Annotated in this window: 17 protein-coding genes; 11 read left to right on the top strand and 6 right to left on the bottom strand. The window is 59.1% G+C overall.

What is annotated here, in order from left to right; genetic code table 11:
- Positions 1–172: 172 nt before the first annotated feature.
- Genes HMPREF9161_RS09375 through HMPREF9161_RS09395 form a run of 5 tightly spaced genes read right to left on the bottom strand, consistent with a single transcriptional unit; the run spans position 173 to position 5,131 of the window.
- The gene (locus HMPREF9161_RS09375) at positions 173–1,423 is read right to left on the bottom strand and encodes a metallophosphoesterase (protein ID WP_009729424.1); all 1,251 of its coding nucleotides are present in this window, start codon (positions 1,421–1,423) and stop codon (positions 173–175) included.
- Positions 1,420–2,148: a TVP38/TMEM64 family protein gene (locus tag HMPREF9161_RS09380; RefSeq protein WP_009729425.1), complete on the bottom strand. Its 729-nt coding sequence runs from the start codon at positions 2,146–2,148 to the stop codon at positions 1,420–1,422. The genes HMPREF9161_RS09375 and HMPREF9161_RS09380 overlap by 4 nt, the downstream gene beginning before the upstream one ends.
- A gap of 11 nt (positions 2,149–2,159) precedes the next feature.
- Positions 2,160–2,507, bottom strand: a complete 348-nt coding sequence (locus tag HMPREF9161_RS09385) for a hypothetical protein (protein WP_009729426.1) — start codon at positions 2,505–2,507, stop codon at positions 2,160–2,162.
- Between the two features lie 37 nt (positions 2,508–2,544).
- On the bottom strand, positions 2,545–3,429 hold the full coding sequence (locus HMPREF9161_RS09390; RefSeq protein WP_009729427.1) for a peptidoglycan recognition family protein: 885 nt from the start codon (positions 3,427–3,429) through the stop codon (positions 2,545–2,547).
- Positions 3,419–5,131 carry an ABC transporter ATP-binding protein/permease gene (locus HMPREF9161_RS09395; RefSeq protein WP_009729428.1) on the bottom strand — a complete coding sequence of 571 codons (1,713 nt, stop codon included), beginning with the start codon at positions 5,129–5,131 and terminating at the stop codon, positions 3,419–3,421. The genes HMPREF9161_RS09390 and HMPREF9161_RS09395 overlap by 11 nt, the downstream gene beginning before the upstream one ends.
- A gap of 201 nt (positions 5,132–5,332) precedes the next feature.
- Here HMPREF9161_RS09395 and HMPREF9161_RS09400 point away from each other — a divergent pair, with 201 nt between their 5' ends.
- Positions 5,333–6,022, top strand: coding sequence for a MotA/TolQ/ExbB proton channel family protein (locus HMPREF9161_RS09400; RefSeq protein ID WP_037348734.1), 690 nt, complete (start codon positions 5,333–5,335; stop codon positions 6,020–6,022).
- Positions 6,019–6,417, top strand: a complete 399-nt coding sequence (locus HMPREF9161_RS09405; RefSeq protein WP_009729430.1) for a biopolymer transporter ExbD — start codon at positions 6,019–6,021, stop codon at positions 6,415–6,417. Before HMPREF9161_RS09400 ends, HMPREF9161_RS09405 begins: the two co-directional genes overlap by 4 nt.
- 137 nt (positions 6,418–6,554) lie before the next feature.
- Here HMPREF9161_RS09405 and HMPREF9161_RS09410 read toward each other — a convergent pair whose 3' ends face one another.
- Positions 6,555–8,246 carry a DUF4127 family protein gene (locus tag HMPREF9161_RS09410; RefSeq protein ID WP_009729431.1) on the bottom strand — a complete coding sequence of 564 codons (1,692 nt, stop codon included), beginning with the start codon at positions 8,244–8,246 and terminating at the stop codon, positions 6,555–6,557.
- 219 nt (positions 8,247–8,465) lie between these two features.
- Between HMPREF9161_RS09410 and rsmD the strand changes: the two genes are divergently transcribed.
- The 9 genes from rsmD (at position 8,466) to fabK (ending at position 14,555) form a co-directional block, all read left to right on the top strand.
- On the top strand, positions 8,466–9,017 hold the full coding sequence (gene rsmD, locus HMPREF9161_RS09415; RefSeq protein WP_009729432.1) for a 16S rRNA (guanine(966)-N(2))-methyltransferase RsmD: 552 nt from the start codon (positions 8,466–8,468) through the stop codon (positions 9,015–9,017).
- On the top strand, positions 9,014–9,502 hold the full coding sequence (gene coaD / locus HMPREF9161_RS09420; protein WP_009729433.1) for a pantetheine-phosphate adenylyltransferase: 489 nt from the start codon (positions 9,014–9,016) through the stop codon (positions 9,500–9,502). The genes rsmD and coaD overlap by 4 nt, the downstream gene beginning before the upstream one ends.
- Positions 9,503–9,539: 37 nt before the next feature.
- Entirely contained in the window at positions 9,540–10,073 is a 534-nt protein-coding gene (locus HMPREF9161_RS09425; RefSeq protein WP_009729434.1) for a hypothetical protein, read from the top strand.
- An 83-nt stretch (positions 10,074–10,156) separates the two neighbouring features.
- Positions 10,157–10,657 (top strand): DUF177 domain-containing protein, encoded by a 501-nt coding sequence (locus HMPREF9161_RS09430; RefSeq protein ID WP_009729435.1) that lies wholly within the window; start codon positions 10,157–10,159, stop codon positions 10,655–10,657.
- Positions 10,658–10,672: 15 nt separating this feature from the next.
- Positions 10,673–10,852, top strand: a complete 180-nt coding sequence (gene rpmF / locus HMPREF9161_RS09850; protein WP_071599625.1) for a 50S ribosomal protein L32 — start codon at positions 10,673–10,675, stop codon at positions 10,850–10,852.
- 158 nt (positions 10,853–11,010) lie between these two features.
- On the top strand, positions 11,011–11,565 hold the full coding sequence (gene fapR / locus HMPREF9161_RS09435) for a transcription factor FapR (RefSeq protein WP_009729436.1): 555 nt from the start codon (positions 11,011–11,013) through the stop codon (positions 11,563–11,565).
- Between the two features lie 32 nt (positions 11,566–11,597).
- Complete coding sequence (gene plsX / locus HMPREF9161_RS09440) at positions 11,598–12,611, top strand: phosphate acyltransferase PlsX (RefSeq protein ID WP_009729437.1); 1,014 nt, start codon at positions 11,598–11,600, stop codon at positions 12,609–12,611.
- On the top strand, positions 12,601–13,608 hold the full coding sequence (locus HMPREF9161_RS09445) for a beta-ketoacyl-ACP synthase III (protein ID WP_009729438.1): 1,008 nt from the start codon (positions 12,601–12,603) through the stop codon (positions 13,606–13,608). The genes plsX and HMPREF9161_RS09445 overlap by 11 nt, the downstream gene beginning before the upstream one ends.
- A complete protein-coding gene (gene fabK, locus HMPREF9161_RS09450) occupies positions 13,608–14,555 on the top strand; it encodes an enoyl-[acyl-carrier-protein] reductase FabK (RefSeq protein ID WP_009729439.1) in 948 nt (315 codons plus the stop codon). Before HMPREF9161_RS09445 ends, fabK begins: the two co-directional genes overlap by 1 nt.
- Positions 14,556–14,564 lie beyond the last annotated feature (9 nt).

Consider the following 14,564-nt stretch of genomic DNA (forward strand, 5'->3'; position numbering starts at 1 on the left):
CGTCGCGCCCCGCACGGGGCGCGTGGATTGAAACCTCACTCAATATGCGACGGCGGCGGGGCGCATGGATTGAGCCTACGCTTCGGATACCGTGCAGATATGTATGGCATACAAAAAGTCCGCAGCGGCATAGGATTGTCTACTGCGGACTTTTTGTATTGCAAGAGGTATGTTATTTTTTTAACGTAACTGTGTCAATGACCATACCGTCCGCCGTCTCACAGGTAATATGCAGCTGCTTAGCGTCGGCTTCCATGTAGAGGTAGTTTGACGGAGCGGGATTCGGTGCAGCTGCGAGATCGTAGGATTCGGCGGGGACATCGAAATACTGGTTGCCGGCAGGCCCGGCGAGGAGGTAGAGCGTGCCGTTTGGATCCGTTTGGTAGGAGCGGATTTGCCGTCGGCGGTAGGTGTGGATATGCCCCGAGATTACAAGGTCGATGCCGAGTGCGTCAAAGGCGTCCATAAAGACACGCCCCACATCGCTGATGCCGCTGTTGGCACCTTGTTCAGGCTGATAGTCTCCATAGGCGAGGATATCCTTGTGCATAAGTACGAGCCGCCACGGCGCATGGGAAGCGGCCGCATCGCGCATCATCCAGGAAAGTTGTTCATGCTTCAGTTGATCGCCGCGCGCACCAAGTTCTAGGAACTGTGTGTCTAGGACAATACAGTGGACAAGGCCGACGTCAAAGGAGTAATAATGTCCTCGGAACGCCGCACTTTCATTGCCAGGCAAGGCGAACGTATGCAGGTAGCGCTGCGGCGGTTCTGCCGTCCATTGGAGGCCGTAATATTCATGGTTGCCGAGAACAGGCACATGGATATGACGGGCAAGCGGATCTCCCACGCCCTCCATCGCGGAGAAAAAATTCTCCCAGTGCCATGTAGATTCACCGTTGTCTACAAGGTCGCCGACAAGCGCGGCGAAGTCGGCGTTCGGGTGCCTCTGCCATGCGGCTTGATAAAGACTTTGCCAGGTATTGTAACTTCCTCCGCATTGACTGTCGCAAAAAAATAGGGCATGTGCGACGTTGCGCGAGGCCATAGGAACGAGAGGCATCCATTCTGTGACGCCGCTCTCAGATGCCGTGCGAAAGGAAAGGCCGTGCGCGGGGACCGGAATCTCCGCATGGTAGATGTACTGTACGCTCCCGTCCATTGCAAAGTAGGTATAGGCGGGGAAATAGATATCCGTCTGCGCATGGGCGTTCGTGCGTCGCACTTCGACGCGCGCATCCGTGAGGAGGCGCGGGCTGTCCCACTGGATCATACGCGCGCGGCCGGGATCACGTGTGACGATCTGCCGCAGATGCCGTACGTCATGCGTATGCGCCTCGGCGCCGGGGGATGAAAAGAGACCGCCGAACCCCATAGAGAGAATGGTGCTCGCAGCGGTCTGCAGAAAGTGCCGGCGCGTCATTGGACGTCCTCCGCAGGATGGGATTTTTGTGCTTCCGCCTGCATGACGCGTTTTTCATAGCGCCACGCGCCCGCGATGAGGCCGACGGCACAGAGAATGACGACGACGAGACGGGTGTGATCCTCCTGCTGCACGATGAGATCGTGACCAATGATGGCTTCGATCCCCGTCGAGGGAAATTTCCCCACAAACGACGCGATCATGTAGTCCCGCAGGCGAATCGAAGAGAGGGCGCCGATCGCGTTCAGCAGCGCGGACGGGACATAGGGGATCATGCGCGCAATCAGCATGACGAAGAAACCTTTGCTCCCGCTGTACCGATCGATTTTGGAAAGAAACGGACTCTTCGCGATGACCTTCTCCGCCGCATCACGGAAATAGAAACGCATGAGCAGGAACGCGACGGTGACGCCGACCGTTTCCGCCGCACAGGAGAGGATGATGCCGGGCACGATGCCGAAGAGCATCACATTTGCGGTCGAAAAGATGATCGCAGGCGGAAAGCCGAGGGTATTGACAAAGAGCGTGAGAAAAAACGCAAAGACCGCCGCCCATTCTCCATAGCCCCGGATGTATTCGACCGTCGCGGAGATGTCGCCGCGTGCCAGCAACGCAAAGAGCTCGGGGAGGAATCCCGGGGCCGCGAGGTGGATGACGGCAAAGAGCAGGCCGATCGCGCCCGCGGCGCCGACCTTGATCACGCCCATGCCTATGTTCCGTTTCAAATAAATACCTCCTAGGTCGTGAGTACCATTGCGATTGCGCCGAGGATCAGCGCGATGCTGAACCCCTGCATCGCATTGGCGATACTCGTCCCGTATGTACCAGCACAGCGGCGGATAATCTTACGCAGCTCAAAGACGAGGAAGGAGAGACAAAAGAAGACGAGCGAAAGATCTCCCTCCGTATACCCGTAGGCGAGGATCAGAGAGGACAGCACTAGGCCGGTCTGTTCGCCGCGTGAAAAGATGCGTTCCGGTTCCCGTTCATGGTCGCGTGCATCGATATCGGCACGGGTCAGCGGGATGCCCATCTCGTCCGTCTTTTCCTGATCGCGGTCAAACCAGCGATAATGAAATCCCATGCGGTCTCACCTCCTGTACGGTCAATGGATGCCGCTTTTAATTGGCAATTCTGCGCTGTGCGGGCTTTGTATTCGACGCTTTCGGTATATCGGACCGCATATTAGGCTTTTTGACGGTCGGGGGCGTCGGATGTTTCGCTTGCGGGGGCTGCGGCGGAGGCGTTGGTTTTGGCGTCGGCGCCTTCTGTACGGAAGGCGTCGGATGGGACGGGCGCGCGCCATTCTTACGGCGTGCCTCTTCCATGCGCGCGCGCGCCCGGGCGAGCTGCCGTTCCTTATCCTCGCGCTCCCGCTGCGCGATACGTGCGCGTTCTGCGGTCAGTTCCTCCGAGCCGTAGTAGGCGCGCGCCTGTTCTACGACCTCGGGCAGCTGCGTATAGAGATAGCGGCCGGGGCAGGCGGTCGCGCTGAGGTCGCGGTGCCCGAATATCGTCTGTTCCCATACGGGATCAAACTGATAGACCGTGCAGAGCGAGGCGATCAAATGTGCGGCGGCCGTCTTTTGCGCCTCCGTCGGCATTGCGGTTTCAAAATTCCCTACGATATTGATGCCGACCGTGTGGCGGTTTTCTCCGTAAACATGTGCGCCGACGGTGCCGAGGGGGCGTCCCTCCTCGATGGTGCCGTCCTTGCGGATGAGGAAGTGATAGCCGATGCCCGCCCAGCCGTTGTTCAGATGCCATTGGTGGACCGTCTCGGCCGAGACGTCGTCGTTCGTACTGCCGATGTGGTGAATAACGAGACTGTTCGTGAAAAAACGGTTTTCGAGTGCGCCGAACTTCAGATGCGTCGGGCGAATGGAAACGCCGGGCAGCACCGTCGGGATGTACCACGACGCCTCGGCGACGGAGGGAAAGAAGGGGAGGGCGGCGGCGCCGATACCGACGAGTGTCAAGCGGCGTAAAAAGTCTCTACGATTCATGAGGGATCTCCTGATAGGTATACGTTTGGCGACTGAGATGGAGCTCCGCGTCATGAACAGCAAAAAGGGTCGATCGGTGTCCGACGCTGATGATGCTTGCGGCGGGGAGTTCCCGGTTGAGTATATCATAAAGCGCGCGTTCGCGCGGTTCGTCTAGGGCGGAAGTTGCTTCATCGAGGAAAATCCAGTCGGGACGGATGAGCAGGATGCGCGCAAAAGCAAGGCGCTGCTGCTCGCCGAGCGAGAGGATGCGGCTCCAATCGTCCGCCTCATCCAGCCGCGCGGCGAAGTGCTCCAGCCCGACGAGACGAAGGACGCGCGCCGTCTCCTCGTCGTTTTCCGCACGCGCGCGCGGGTAGAAGAGGGCGCGGCGGAGCGTGCCGAGCGGCAGATAGGGGCGCTGCGGGAGGAACAGCCGGCGCATATGCTGCGGGAGGGTAATCGTCCCGCTGCCGTAAGGCCATATGCCTGCGAGCGTACGCAGGAAGGTACTCTTCCCCGCGCCGGAGACCCCGGTGACGAGCACGCGGCTGCCGGGCGGCAGCGTGAGCGTACAGTCGGCGAGAAGTTTTGCGCCGTCGGGCAGGGCGATGGAAAGCCGGTCCAATGCGAGATCGGGAGCACCGCCTTCTATGCGCCGGATTTCTCCCGTCGCCTGCGCCGCGCCTTCCATATGCTCCGTGAATCCGCCGAGTCGATGGAGCACCGCAGCGAGCTGCGCGACGGAATCGTAGGAATCGACGAAAAATGACAGCGCGCCCTGCACGCGGTCGAATGCGGTCATGGTCTGCATCAGTCCGCCGAGCGCGATCTCGCCGGCATAGTAACGCGGCGCCGCCATGATGAGCGGGAAGATGATCGCAAGCTGGCCGTAGCCGTTGACATAGAAATTGAGCAGTTTCGTCCGGCGCATCAGCCCCCAGTAGTTCTTGATGACATTTGCAAAGTATTCTCTGAAGCCGATTGACTCCGCGCGTTCGCCGCGGTAAAATGCGATGCTCTCGCTGTTTTCGCGGACGCGCATCATGCTGAAACGGAAGTCCGCCTCATAGCGCTGCTGGTCAAAGTTCAGCCGGATGAGTTTTCGTCCGACCGCGTGCGCGAAGCAAGTGCCGAGTCCGGAGTAAATGAGCGACAGCCAGAACATGTAGCCGTAAATCACGAATTCCCTGCCGCCGACAGGGACGGTAAGCGCCCCAGAGAGATTCCACAGCACGACGCCGAACGCGCCGAGTGTCGTCAGCTGGCGCAGGATACCGATGAGGAGCGTCAGCGTCAGCGATACGAACTGATTGATGTCCTCGCTGATACGCTGATCCGGATTGTCCGTGTCGCTGTGCAGGACCTGCAGCCGGTAGTAAGTCCGGCCGCGCATCCAACGGGAGAGATATTGTTCCGTCATCCATGTCCGCCACTTGATTGTCAGCATTTGCCGCAGATAGATCGCATAGACGGCGATGAAGATATGGAGCATCGCCAATACGGTGAACTCGCCGATAAGCGGCCAGAATGCCGCCCATTCATAAGCTTGCAGGGCGTCATAGAAGACGCGGTACCAGTCGTTGATGCGGACGAGTATATAGACGATCGCAAGGTTCAGCGCAATGACTGCGGCAAGAAGCCCGCGCGCCCTCCATTTCTCCTCTGAGCTCCAATATCCTTTGAACAGCTGCCAAAAGGCGCGCGGCAGGGATGATTTCAATCCGAATCCTCCTTATAAAAAAGAACGGATATCATTATAGTATTTTTTTGTATGTACTGCAAGGCGTTGGCGGCGGTATAAAGATTTTTAATGAAATCCGATTTCATTGACGCGCGATAAAAATTATAGTAAGATAGATACCAAATATGGGATGGCAGGGGTGCCATCAAGCTCCGGCGATGGAAAGGAAAAGTGGCGTTTATGGATTATATTTCTCAGGGGTTGCACTTTTTTCATCAAGGCGGTACGGTTATGTACTTCCTGCTTGCGGCGTCTCTGTTTGTCGTATTCATCGGCATTGAGCGGGCGCTCTACTTTGCGCGGGCGGATGCGGGGCGGAGTTTTGCCCATACGTTCATGCTGCATATCGCAAACGGCCAGTTTAAGGAAGCCGTTCAATTGACCGAGGCAAAGCGCGGATCGATATCGGATATTCTGTTCAGCGCGATCTCGAAGAACAGCAAGAACTCGCGCAAGATGAACTCCTATATGGAGGTCCAGTCCGGCATCGCGCTGTCGAAGTTCCGCAACCGTCTCTACTATCTGAGCGTCATCGTCACAATGGCGCCGTTGCTCGGTCTGCTCGGCACCATCAGCGGTATGATCTCGACGTTTAGTGTGTTCAACCTCGATGCGGGGGATCCGACCGCCATCACGGGCGGCGTCGGCGAGGCTCTGATCGCGACGGCGATGGGCCTTTGCGTTGCAATTATCGCGCTCGGCGTACACGCTTATTTTTCCCAGCGCATTGAGAATATCGTCACGGATATGGAGATGTGTTTCTCCGTCGCGGAGAATAACCGCATCGAACTCGCGCGTGCCGCAGGAGTCAAGGGCGTTCTGGAGACATCCGTTCACGCCGACGGATCGACGGAAGGTGATGAGGCATGAGACTGCGCGACAGAAGGGCGTTTGTAAAGCCCGAGGTCATGATCATCCCGATGATCGATATCATGTTCTTCCTGCTCGTCTTCTTCATCATGAGTACGCTCTATATGGTGAATCTGAAGACCGTGGACGTCAACCTGCCCAAGGCGCAGACGGCGCAAACCCAGCTCAACGTAACCTACCTCGTCACCGTGCGCAAAGACGGCACGCTTTGGCTGGAGGACAAGCAGATCGACGAGACGACGCTCCTGCGCCGTGCGCGCGTGGAGAGCCAAAAGAATCCGAAATTTGCCGTCGTTGTCCGTGCGGACGGGGATATGAACTACAGCGGCGTCATGGAACTGCTCGATAAATTCCGCAAGGAAGGAATTACGCGTTTCGGACTTGCCGCCGAATAATGAAATACGATATTAAATTAAAAGAGGCGCCGTACCGATGCGTTCAAATCGCTCGGTGCGGCGCCTTTTTGTCGGGGTATCCGTGCCCGTACCCTACGCGCTATGGCGGTGTGGACTGCGAGCTGCTCCGGGCGTAATTACGGAGAGCGCACCGGAACTTGCGGCGCGGATGTCAGGCGAATCTCAAAGGTACGCGGCCACGGGAAGTATGCCGCGATATTGTTCCGTCGGACGTACAGACGCATATCGCCGACGTAGAAGGGGGCGCGGAAGGCCGGCGTCGCTTCATAGGAACGGAGGCGGCGGCCAAGGTCATGCGCAAGCAGATCGTTCGCCCAGCGTGCGTTGCGCGTGAGATCGAGATCGGCGGTATTGGTATAGCCTGCGATATGCAGAGTGTCGTTCACCCGGTCAATGCTCTCCTTGAGATAAAACTCATCCTCCGCGATCCGCCCCGTGAGGAAGGAAAGATTGGCATAAACGGCGGATTCCCGATCTTCCTGCGAACGAGCCGCCTCTAATGCGCAGTGATAGAGCGCCGCCTCGGAGAGCGCCGTGCCGATGGCATTGCTCGCCGTATTCCATCCGGCATAAGCGGCAAGGGCGTTTATCGGGACGTTTTTTTGGACGAGTATGGGCAGCAGCGCCTCATCGGCGCGGAAATGGCGAGAGAGATCTGCGATTGCGATTTTTTTGTTCTGCGCGAGCATTTTTTTGACGGTGCCGGCAGTAGGCGCGCGAGAACCGAGCGTGTCGGCGTCGCTGTCGCCGGCCGATATGAAGAGCGTGATATCGGCATCCTCCGAGGTGCCCGATAAGGTGCAGCCGAGGAGCGCCGTTTTTTCGCGCGCCGTCTCGTCGTTGGAGATCGCCATGAAGGGGAATACGGCCGCGCCCATCGACGGCGCGGCATAGCGAAGTGCGACGCGCGGGGCGGAACCGCCGTGCGCAAGCAGATCGTCCGTTCCGATCCGTGCGAGCATAGAGAGGGCGATTTCATCGGCGCCGTGGACGATCATCACCCGATCGGCGGAGATGTTCTTTCGCGCCAGCAGGGCGGAGAGCTCCCGTTTTTTGAGATTACCGACAGAGTACGGTTCGCCGTCATCCTGCCCGAGAATCAGGCGCGCGAGCGTGCCTTCTTCTGTGAGTTCGATGAGCATAGCGGCGAGCGCCGTGCTTTCATCGAAGTGTGCGAGGTATTTTTCTAAATCTGCGTCGGTAAAATTCTCGTGCAGTCGCGTCATTTCATTAGAGTCGACGGGGCATCCTTCGCCCATCCGTCCAAGCAGACGCGCATAGGAGAGCAGCGCGCGCCGTGCACGCCAATCCTCGATACTGTCCTGCGGTACGGCGCGCGGCAGAATATAAAAGGCGTGGAGCGGAACATTCGGATGGGCGGAATGCAGGGCGCGCAGATACGCGGCCAGCGTTCCGATATCCTCCGCGGAGATATGCGCCTCACGTGCGGCGACGAGGCCGCCCGAGAGGAGCTGATCTATGGAGAGAATCACGGCAGACGATTCGCCCGTGTGTGCGCCGAGCCATGCGCGCAGCGCCGCCGTATTGCCGGGCCGCGTGTAGTAGTCCATAGATTCCGACGGCGGCGTGAGGATTTCGCGCCCGATGATCTTTCCGCCGTTTATGACGAAGTCCGTACAGGGCGGGCGTGTGTCGAGAGGGACGAGGAGGATGGGGCGTCCCTGTGTCGCCGACACAGCCGACACCGAACGGCCGTCGACATCCGCGGGGCTCGGATGCAGGACGCACCGGAAGAAGAGTACGGCGCCGATCAGCATGAATATGATTGCCGGATACGGTTTGCGCATGGCTCATCCTCCTTTCCCTGTTGTCTCGCACAGTATAGCATAGAGCGCGCGGGCTGAAAAGGAATGAATTGCCCGGATGACGCGTGTCGTTTTATTTATGGAAAGGAAATAATCTTTATTTTGCGGGAGATGCACAATCGGGCGTCACAACAGGTTGAAATAAGGATGCGAGTTGTGGTAAAATAACAAGACCTATGGTAGAATACCGGGGGGAATACGATGCGGATCATCACGGGAAGTGCGCGCGGATGCCGATTAAAAGCGCCGACCGGGGAGGAGACGCGTCCCACGTCGGATCGCGCGCGCGAAGCGCTGTTCAGTATGCTCGGCAGCCGCGTGCCGGACGCGGAAGTATTGGACCTCTTTGCCGGAACGGGCGCGCTCGCACTTGAGGCCCTTTCGCGCGGCGCACGGCACGCCGTGCTGATCGATCGCGCGACGTATGCGATTCTCGCGGAGAATGCGTGCCGGACAAAACTTGCCGCGCATGCGGAGATCCGCCGCGGGGACGTATTCGGTCAGATGGCGGCGCTCGTGCGGGCGCGTCGGACATTTGATCTGATCTTCGCTGATCCGCCCTATGCGGCGGGAGATGGCGCGCGTGTCCTCGGGGCTGTGGAGCCTCTGCTCGGAACGGACGGGCTTTTTGTCCTCGAGCAGAGCGCGGGCGAAGTCGTCACGGAGCACACGGGGGCCCTCAGGCTCGTGCGCGAGCGGCGCTACGGCGCGGCGCGCATTTGCTTTTATGAACGGCGGGAGGTGCAGGGATGAGGCGGGCCGTTTTTGCCGGGAGCTTTGATCCCGTAACGACAGGTCATATCGATATCATCGAACGTTCGGCCGCGATGTTCGACGAGTTGATCGTCTGCATTTTTCATAACGTCCAAAAGGAAGGCTGTTTCCCCGTGGACGATCGCATCCGGTTTCTGCGCGAGGCGACGGCGCATATACCGAACGTCCGCGTGGACGTTTCTTCCGGGCTCCTGACGGACTATATGCGGCAGGAGCAGGCGCGCGTCGTTGTGCGCGGCCTGCGCTCGGTCAAGGATTTCGAGTATGAGGAAAACCATGCGGCGATGATTCGTCACCTCATGCCCGAGAGCGATACCGTCTTTTTACTGACCCGCCCGGACCTGACCTTCGTCAGTTCCTCGGGCGTTCGGGAACTCATCCGCTTCCGCGGGCCGGTGCAGGGGATTGTGCCGCCGTCGGTGGAACGGGCGGTTCTGAAGTTATATGGGAAACGTACGCAGTGATTTAAGCGCCGCAGGGCACAGGTAAAGGAGTTTATTTATGGCAGTAACGGATACGCTCAAAAAACTGGAAGATCTGGTGGCTGACGCCTCGCATTTTCCCTTTACGGATAAGGCGCTCGTCAATGACGACGAAATCGTGCACCTTGTGGAGGAGCTGCGTACGGATCTGCCCAAAGAACTGAACAGCGCGGCGCAGATTATGGCGGAGAAGGACAGCATTCTCGGCAACGCGCAGGAAGAGGCGAAGAACGTCCTCGAGACCGCGCACACACGCGCAAATCAGCTCCTTGAGGAGAGCGAGATCGTCATACAGGCGAAAGAGCGCGCACGCGCGATCATGCAGCAGACGCAAGAGCAGGCGCGCGATCTGATGGAGCAGACGCAGGCGAACGCCGCCCGTCTGCAGAGCGATGCCGACGCCTATGCCAATCAGGTGTTCGAGCAGCTCATCGCCCATGTCGGCAGTACGTTCAAAGGCGTGCAGCAGGCGGAGGCGGGACTGAACCAGGCAATGAACGTTCTCCGGACGGCTAAGGCGCAGATGAACGCGCCGCAGGAAGACGCGCAGTAATTTCAGACGCAGTGCGAAGCTCTATAAAAAACGCTCCTTGACAATGCGGAAAAGCATCGCTATAATGTGAAAGGTCATGCGTCATGATGAAATTAGACGTTGCCGCGGCGGCGTTTGCGCTCGGCGAGAGCCGCGCATTCGCCTTTGCGGCGGCACCTTCCTCTCTCGATATGGGGACGGACGCGCCGCGGTTCTGCGGCGATATTCACGTTGCGGGAACGGTGATGAACACGGGGCGGACGTTCCGTGTGGAAGGCCGCGTCACGGCGTGCAAGGCGTTCGTTTGCGACCGCTGCCTTGCGGAAGGCAGGCGGGACGTCGCGCATGATTTTTCTGAAGACTATGCGAAGACTACGGGAGAAGCGGACGAGTTTACGGTATTCGACGGCGACGAGATCGTCATCGATACGCTCGTGCGCGATACCCTCCTTGTGGCTGAGCCGCTGCGCGAGCTGTGTAAGTCTGACTGCAAGGGGCTTTGTCCGGTCTGCGGACAGAACCTGAACGAGGGGCCGTGCGGCTGCGATACGTTCGTGCCCGATCCTCGACTGGCGGCTTTAGAGAGCCTGCTAAGGAACGACTAAGGAGGTGTATCCCAAGTGGCAGTACCGAAGAGAAAAACATCGAAGGCGCGCCGTGACCGACGCCGCGCGAACTGGAAACTCGAGGCGCCGAACTATGTGTCATGCCCGCAGTGTCATGAGCCCAAACTCCCGCATCATGTGTGTATGGAATGCGGTTATTATGACGGAAAACCTGTGGCCGAGGCCGCTGAATGAGACCATTCTAAGCTGCTGTAAGAAGCCGATGCGCTTTTTGCGGCAGCTTTTTTATTTTTTTACCAATCCCCCCTTGCTTTTCTTTTTAGCACCTAGTATAATGCCTTTATACTGATAGCATCAGGTGCTAAAATTTACAGTAAAGGAGGGGCGGCGGCATGACCGAAAAAAAGCGGCGGCGCCAGGAGACGCTCGTCAAGGCCGTGCGCAAGGAACCTTTTCTAACCGACGAAGCGCTCGCAAAGAAACTCGGGGTCAGCGTGCAGACGGTGCGGCTGGATCGTACGGAGCTCGGCATTCCCGAACTGCGCGCGCGCGTGCGCACGCTCGCCGAGCATGCGCGGGAGAAGGTGCGCGCCATCCCTCATACGGAAGTCGTGGGCGACCTCCTATCGCTCGAACTTGGACATGCGGGAACGTCCGCGCTCAAGGTGACCGACGATCTGATCTTTGCCGATTTGGACGTCGCGCGCGGCACGGCGCTCTTCTCGCAGGCCAATTCGCTCGCGCTTGCGATCATCGATGCGCCCGTCGCGATGACGGGCGTCGCCAACGTTAAATATAAAGTGCCGATCCGCAAGGGCGACACGGTGATCGCGCACGCAGAGATCGTCAAGACCCGCGGCAATAAAATTTTTGTGTGGGTGAAGACCTACCGCGGGGAGCAGGAAGTGTTCCGCGCAAAATTTATTGTCGTCTCATTGGATAAGTAACGCAGAGGTCTCGTAGGAGAAGGGAGTGCAGGATGCGGATAGCGGTCGACGTGATGGGCGGAGATTTTGCCCCGAAGGAGATTGTTCGGGGCGCGCTGGATGCGGCGAAGAAATACGACTGCGAGATTGTTCTCGTCGGCGATGAGGAGAAGATCCGCACCGAGCTGCACGGAGAGAATATCGAAGCGCTGCGCATCTCCATCGAACATGCGGCCGATGTGATCGGTATGGACGAGCATCCCGCCGAGGCCGTGCGCACGAAGAAGAGCGCCTCCATCGTCGTTGCCACGCGTCTCGTCAAAGAGGGAGTATGTGACGCCGTATTCTCGGCGGGATCGACGGGGGCGGCCGTGGCCGCCGCGCAGCTCATCCTGCATCGGATCCGCGGCGTCGGGCGTCCCGCTATCGCAACGCCGATGCCGACCCCGGACGGCGTAACGCTGATGCTGGACTCGGGCGCCAACGTAGACTCGAAACCCGAGCATATCGTTCAGAGCGCGGTTATGGGGTCGCTTTACGCCCGGTACGTGTTCGGGGTCAAGAGCCCCCGCGTCGGCCTTCTCAACATCGGCGAGGAAGAGACGAAGGGGAACGAGCAGGCGAAGGAAACGTATCTGCTGCTTGCGGCCGAGCCGAATATCAACTTCTGCGGCAATGCCGAGGGACGCGATGTGCCGAAAGGAAATTTCGATGTTGTCGTTTGCGATGGATTTGTCGGCAATGTTGTGCTAAAATTTGCAGAGGGGCTCGCAAAGACCATTCTGGGTCTCATCAAGGAAGAGGTGCGCCGCGGCGGCTTGATGGCGAAACTGGGCGCGTTGCTCCTTGTGCCGACGCTGCGCCGTCTCGGCAAGCGGCTCGATGTCCGGGAGTACGGCGGCGCGCCGCTGCTCGGCGTCAGCGGCTGCTGTGTGATCGGTCACGGCTCCTCGGACGCAAAATCCATCGCGAGCGCCATCGGCGCGACGGTGGACTATGTCAACGGTAAGGTGCTGGAAGAGATACGCGATGCTCTGGCAAAGGAGGAGGGGTCGAATGCATCATAAGATCAGCGCGGGCATCCTCGGGACGGGGTATTACCTCCCGGAGAAGGTGCTGACGAACTTCGACCTTGAAAAGATGGTCCAAACGAGCGACGCGTGGATTGTCGAGCGCACGGGCATTCACGAGCGCCGCATTGCGGCCGAGGACGAGCCCGTCTCCGCGCTCGCACAGCGTGCGGCGGAGATGGCGCTGAAAGATGCCGGTATTGCCGCCGAGGACCTCGACCTCATCATCATGGCGACGCTCACCTCCGACCGTATCATCCCGGCGACGTCCTGCGTCCTGCAGGATCGCCTTGGGGCCGCACATGCGGCGGCATTCGATCTCTCGGCCGCGTGCTCCGGGTTCGTCTATGCCGCTTCGATTGCGGCACAGTTCATCGAAGGCGGCGTCTATCGGCATGTCCTTGTCATCGGCGGCGAGACGCTCTCGCGGGTCGTCGACTGGCAGGACCGCAACACCTGCATCCTCTTCGGAGACGGTGCGGGCGCCGCCGTATTCGGTCCCGTTGAGGACGGTTACGGCATCCGTGCCTTTGATCTCGGCAGCGACGGATCGGGCGGCGATACGCTCGACATCCCGTCGAGCGGGAGCCTTTGTCCCGTGACCCCCGAGACCATCAGGCAGCGTCTGACCTATGTGCATATGGACGGCAGGGCGGTTTTCCGATTTGCCACCAAAGTCATGGGCAAGACCGTAGAAACATCTCTCGCACGCGCGGGGATGCAGCGGGAGGAACTGGATTTCCTCGTACCGCACCAAGCGAATATCCGCATTATCCAATCGGCGGCCAAACGGCTCGCTATGCCGATGGACAAAGTTATTATAAATATTCATCGTTACGGCAATATGTCTGCCGCATCCATCCCTGTCGCCCTCGCGGAGGCGGCGCACGCGCATCAGTTCAAAAAGGGAGACAACATTGCCCTCGCGGGTTTCGGTGCGGGACTTACATGGGCGTCATGTATTATGAAGTGGGCGAAGGAGGAAAACGATTAATGTTTGAAAACAATCCGGTTTGCCAGATGCTTGGTATCAAGTATCCAATCTTCCAAGGCGGTATGGCGTGGATCGGCACAGCCGAGCTCGCCTCTGCCGTCTCAAACGCCGGAGGGCTTGGCCTCATCGGTGCCGGTCATATGCCGCCCGATGCGCTGCGCAGCGAGATTCACAAGGTCAAGGATCGGACGAAGAACCCGTTCGGCGTCAACGTTATGCTCATGAGTCCCTTTGTGAAGGAAGTCATGCAGGTTGTGCTCGAAGAGCGCGTTCCCGTCATCACAACCGGAGCGGGGAATCCCGGCGAGTATGTGCCCGCGCTCAAAGAGATCGGTTCGAAGGTCATTCCCGTAGTCGCCTCGGTTGCGCTCGCGCGCCGTCTTGTGCGCACGGGCGTGGATGCCGTGATCGCAGAGGGCACGGAGTCCGGCGGGCATATCGGCGAGATTACGACGATGGCGCTCCTGCCGCAGGTGGTCGATGCCGTGGATGTCCCGGTCATCGGCGCGGGCGGCATCGCAGATTCCCGCGGTATGGCGGCCGCTTTTGCGCTCGGGGCGAAGGCGATTCAGATGGGCTCGCGCTTCGTGCTCAGTGAGGAGTGCATCGCGCATCCGAACTATAAGAAAGCCGTACTTAAAGCAAAGGACCGCTCGACGGTTGTCACGGGACGTTCGCTCGGGCATCCCGCACGTGTGCTTCAAAACAAGCTTTCACGGAAATATGAGGAAATGGAAGCCGCGGGTGCCTCGCATGAGGAACTTGAACAGCTCGGCGTGGGCAGCCTGCGCCGTGCCACGCATGACGGCGACGTGGACAACGGCTCCGTCATGATCGGCGAGATCTCCGGGATGCTTTCGGACATCAAGCCCGTGAAGCAGATCATCGAGGATATTGTCGGCGGACTTCCGAGCGCCGTGGACGCGGCGCGCAGCACCTATCAGTGAGGTGAAATA

Source organism: Selenomonas sp. F0473, from assembly GCF_000315545.1.
Taxonomy (GTDB): Bacteria; Bacillota; Negativicutes; order Selenomonadales; family Selenomonadaceae; genus Centipeda.

What these genes read in the sequence shown, in the direction of transcription:
- HMPREF9161_RS09375 (WP_009729424.1), bottom strand. Translation starts at nt 1,423, where the DNA reads ATGACGCGCCGGCACTTTCTGCAGACCGCTGCGAGCACCATTCTCTCT.
- HMPREF9161_RS09385 (WP_009729426.1), bottom strand. Translation starts at nt 2,507, where the DNA reads ATGGGATTTCATTATCGCTGGTTTGACCGCGATCAGGAAAAGACGGAC.
- HMPREF9161_RS09390 (WP_009729427.1), bottom strand. Translation starts at nt 3,429, where the DNA reads ATGAATCGTAGAGACTTTTTACGCCGCTTGACACTCGTCGGTATCGGC.
- HMPREF9161_RS09400 (WP_037348734.1), top strand. Translation starts at nt 5,333, where the DNA reads ATGGATTATATTTCTCAGGGGTTGCACTTTTTTCATCAAGGCGGTACG.
- HMPREF9161_RS09405 (WP_009729430.1), top strand. Translation starts at nt 6,019, where the DNA reads ATGAGACTGCGCGACAGAAGGGCGTTTGTAAAGCCCGAGGTCATGATC.
- HMPREF9161_RS09410 (WP_009729431.1), bottom strand. Translation starts at nt 8,246, where the DNA reads ATGCGCAAACCGTATCCGGCAATCATATTCATGCTGATCGGCGCCGTA.
- rsmD (WP_009729432.1), top strand. Translation starts at nt 8,466, where the DNA reads ATGCGGATCATCACGGGAAGTGCGCGCGGATGCCGATTAAAAGCGCCG.
- coaD (WP_009729433.1), top strand. Translation starts at nt 9,014, where the DNA reads ATGAGGCGGGCCGTTTTTGCCGGGAGCTTTGATCCCGTAACGACAGGT.
- HMPREF9161_RS09425 (WP_009729434.1), top strand. Translation starts at nt 9,540, where the DNA reads ATGGCAGTAACGGATACGCTCAAAAAACTGGAAGATCTGGTGGCTGAC.
- HMPREF9161_RS09430 (WP_009729435.1), top strand. Translation starts at nt 10,157, where the DNA reads ATGATGAAATTAGACGTTGCCGCGGCGGCGTTTGCGCTCGGCGAGAGC.
- fapR (WP_009729436.1), top strand. Translation starts at nt 11,011, where the DNA reads ATGACCGAAAAAAAGCGGCGGCGCCAGGAGACGCTCGTCAAGGCCGTG.
- plsX (WP_009729437.1), top strand. Translation starts at nt 11,598, where the DNA reads ATGCGGATAGCGGTCGACGTGATGGGCGGAGATTTTGCCCCGAAGGAG.
- HMPREF9161_RS09445 (WP_009729438.1), top strand. Translation starts at nt 12,601, where the DNA reads ATGCATCATAAGATCAGCGCGGGCATCCTCGGGACGGGGTATTACCTC.
- fabK (WP_009729439.1), top strand. Translation starts at nt 13,608, where the DNA reads ATGTTTGAAAACAATCCGGTTTGCCAGATGCTTGGTATCAAGTATCCA.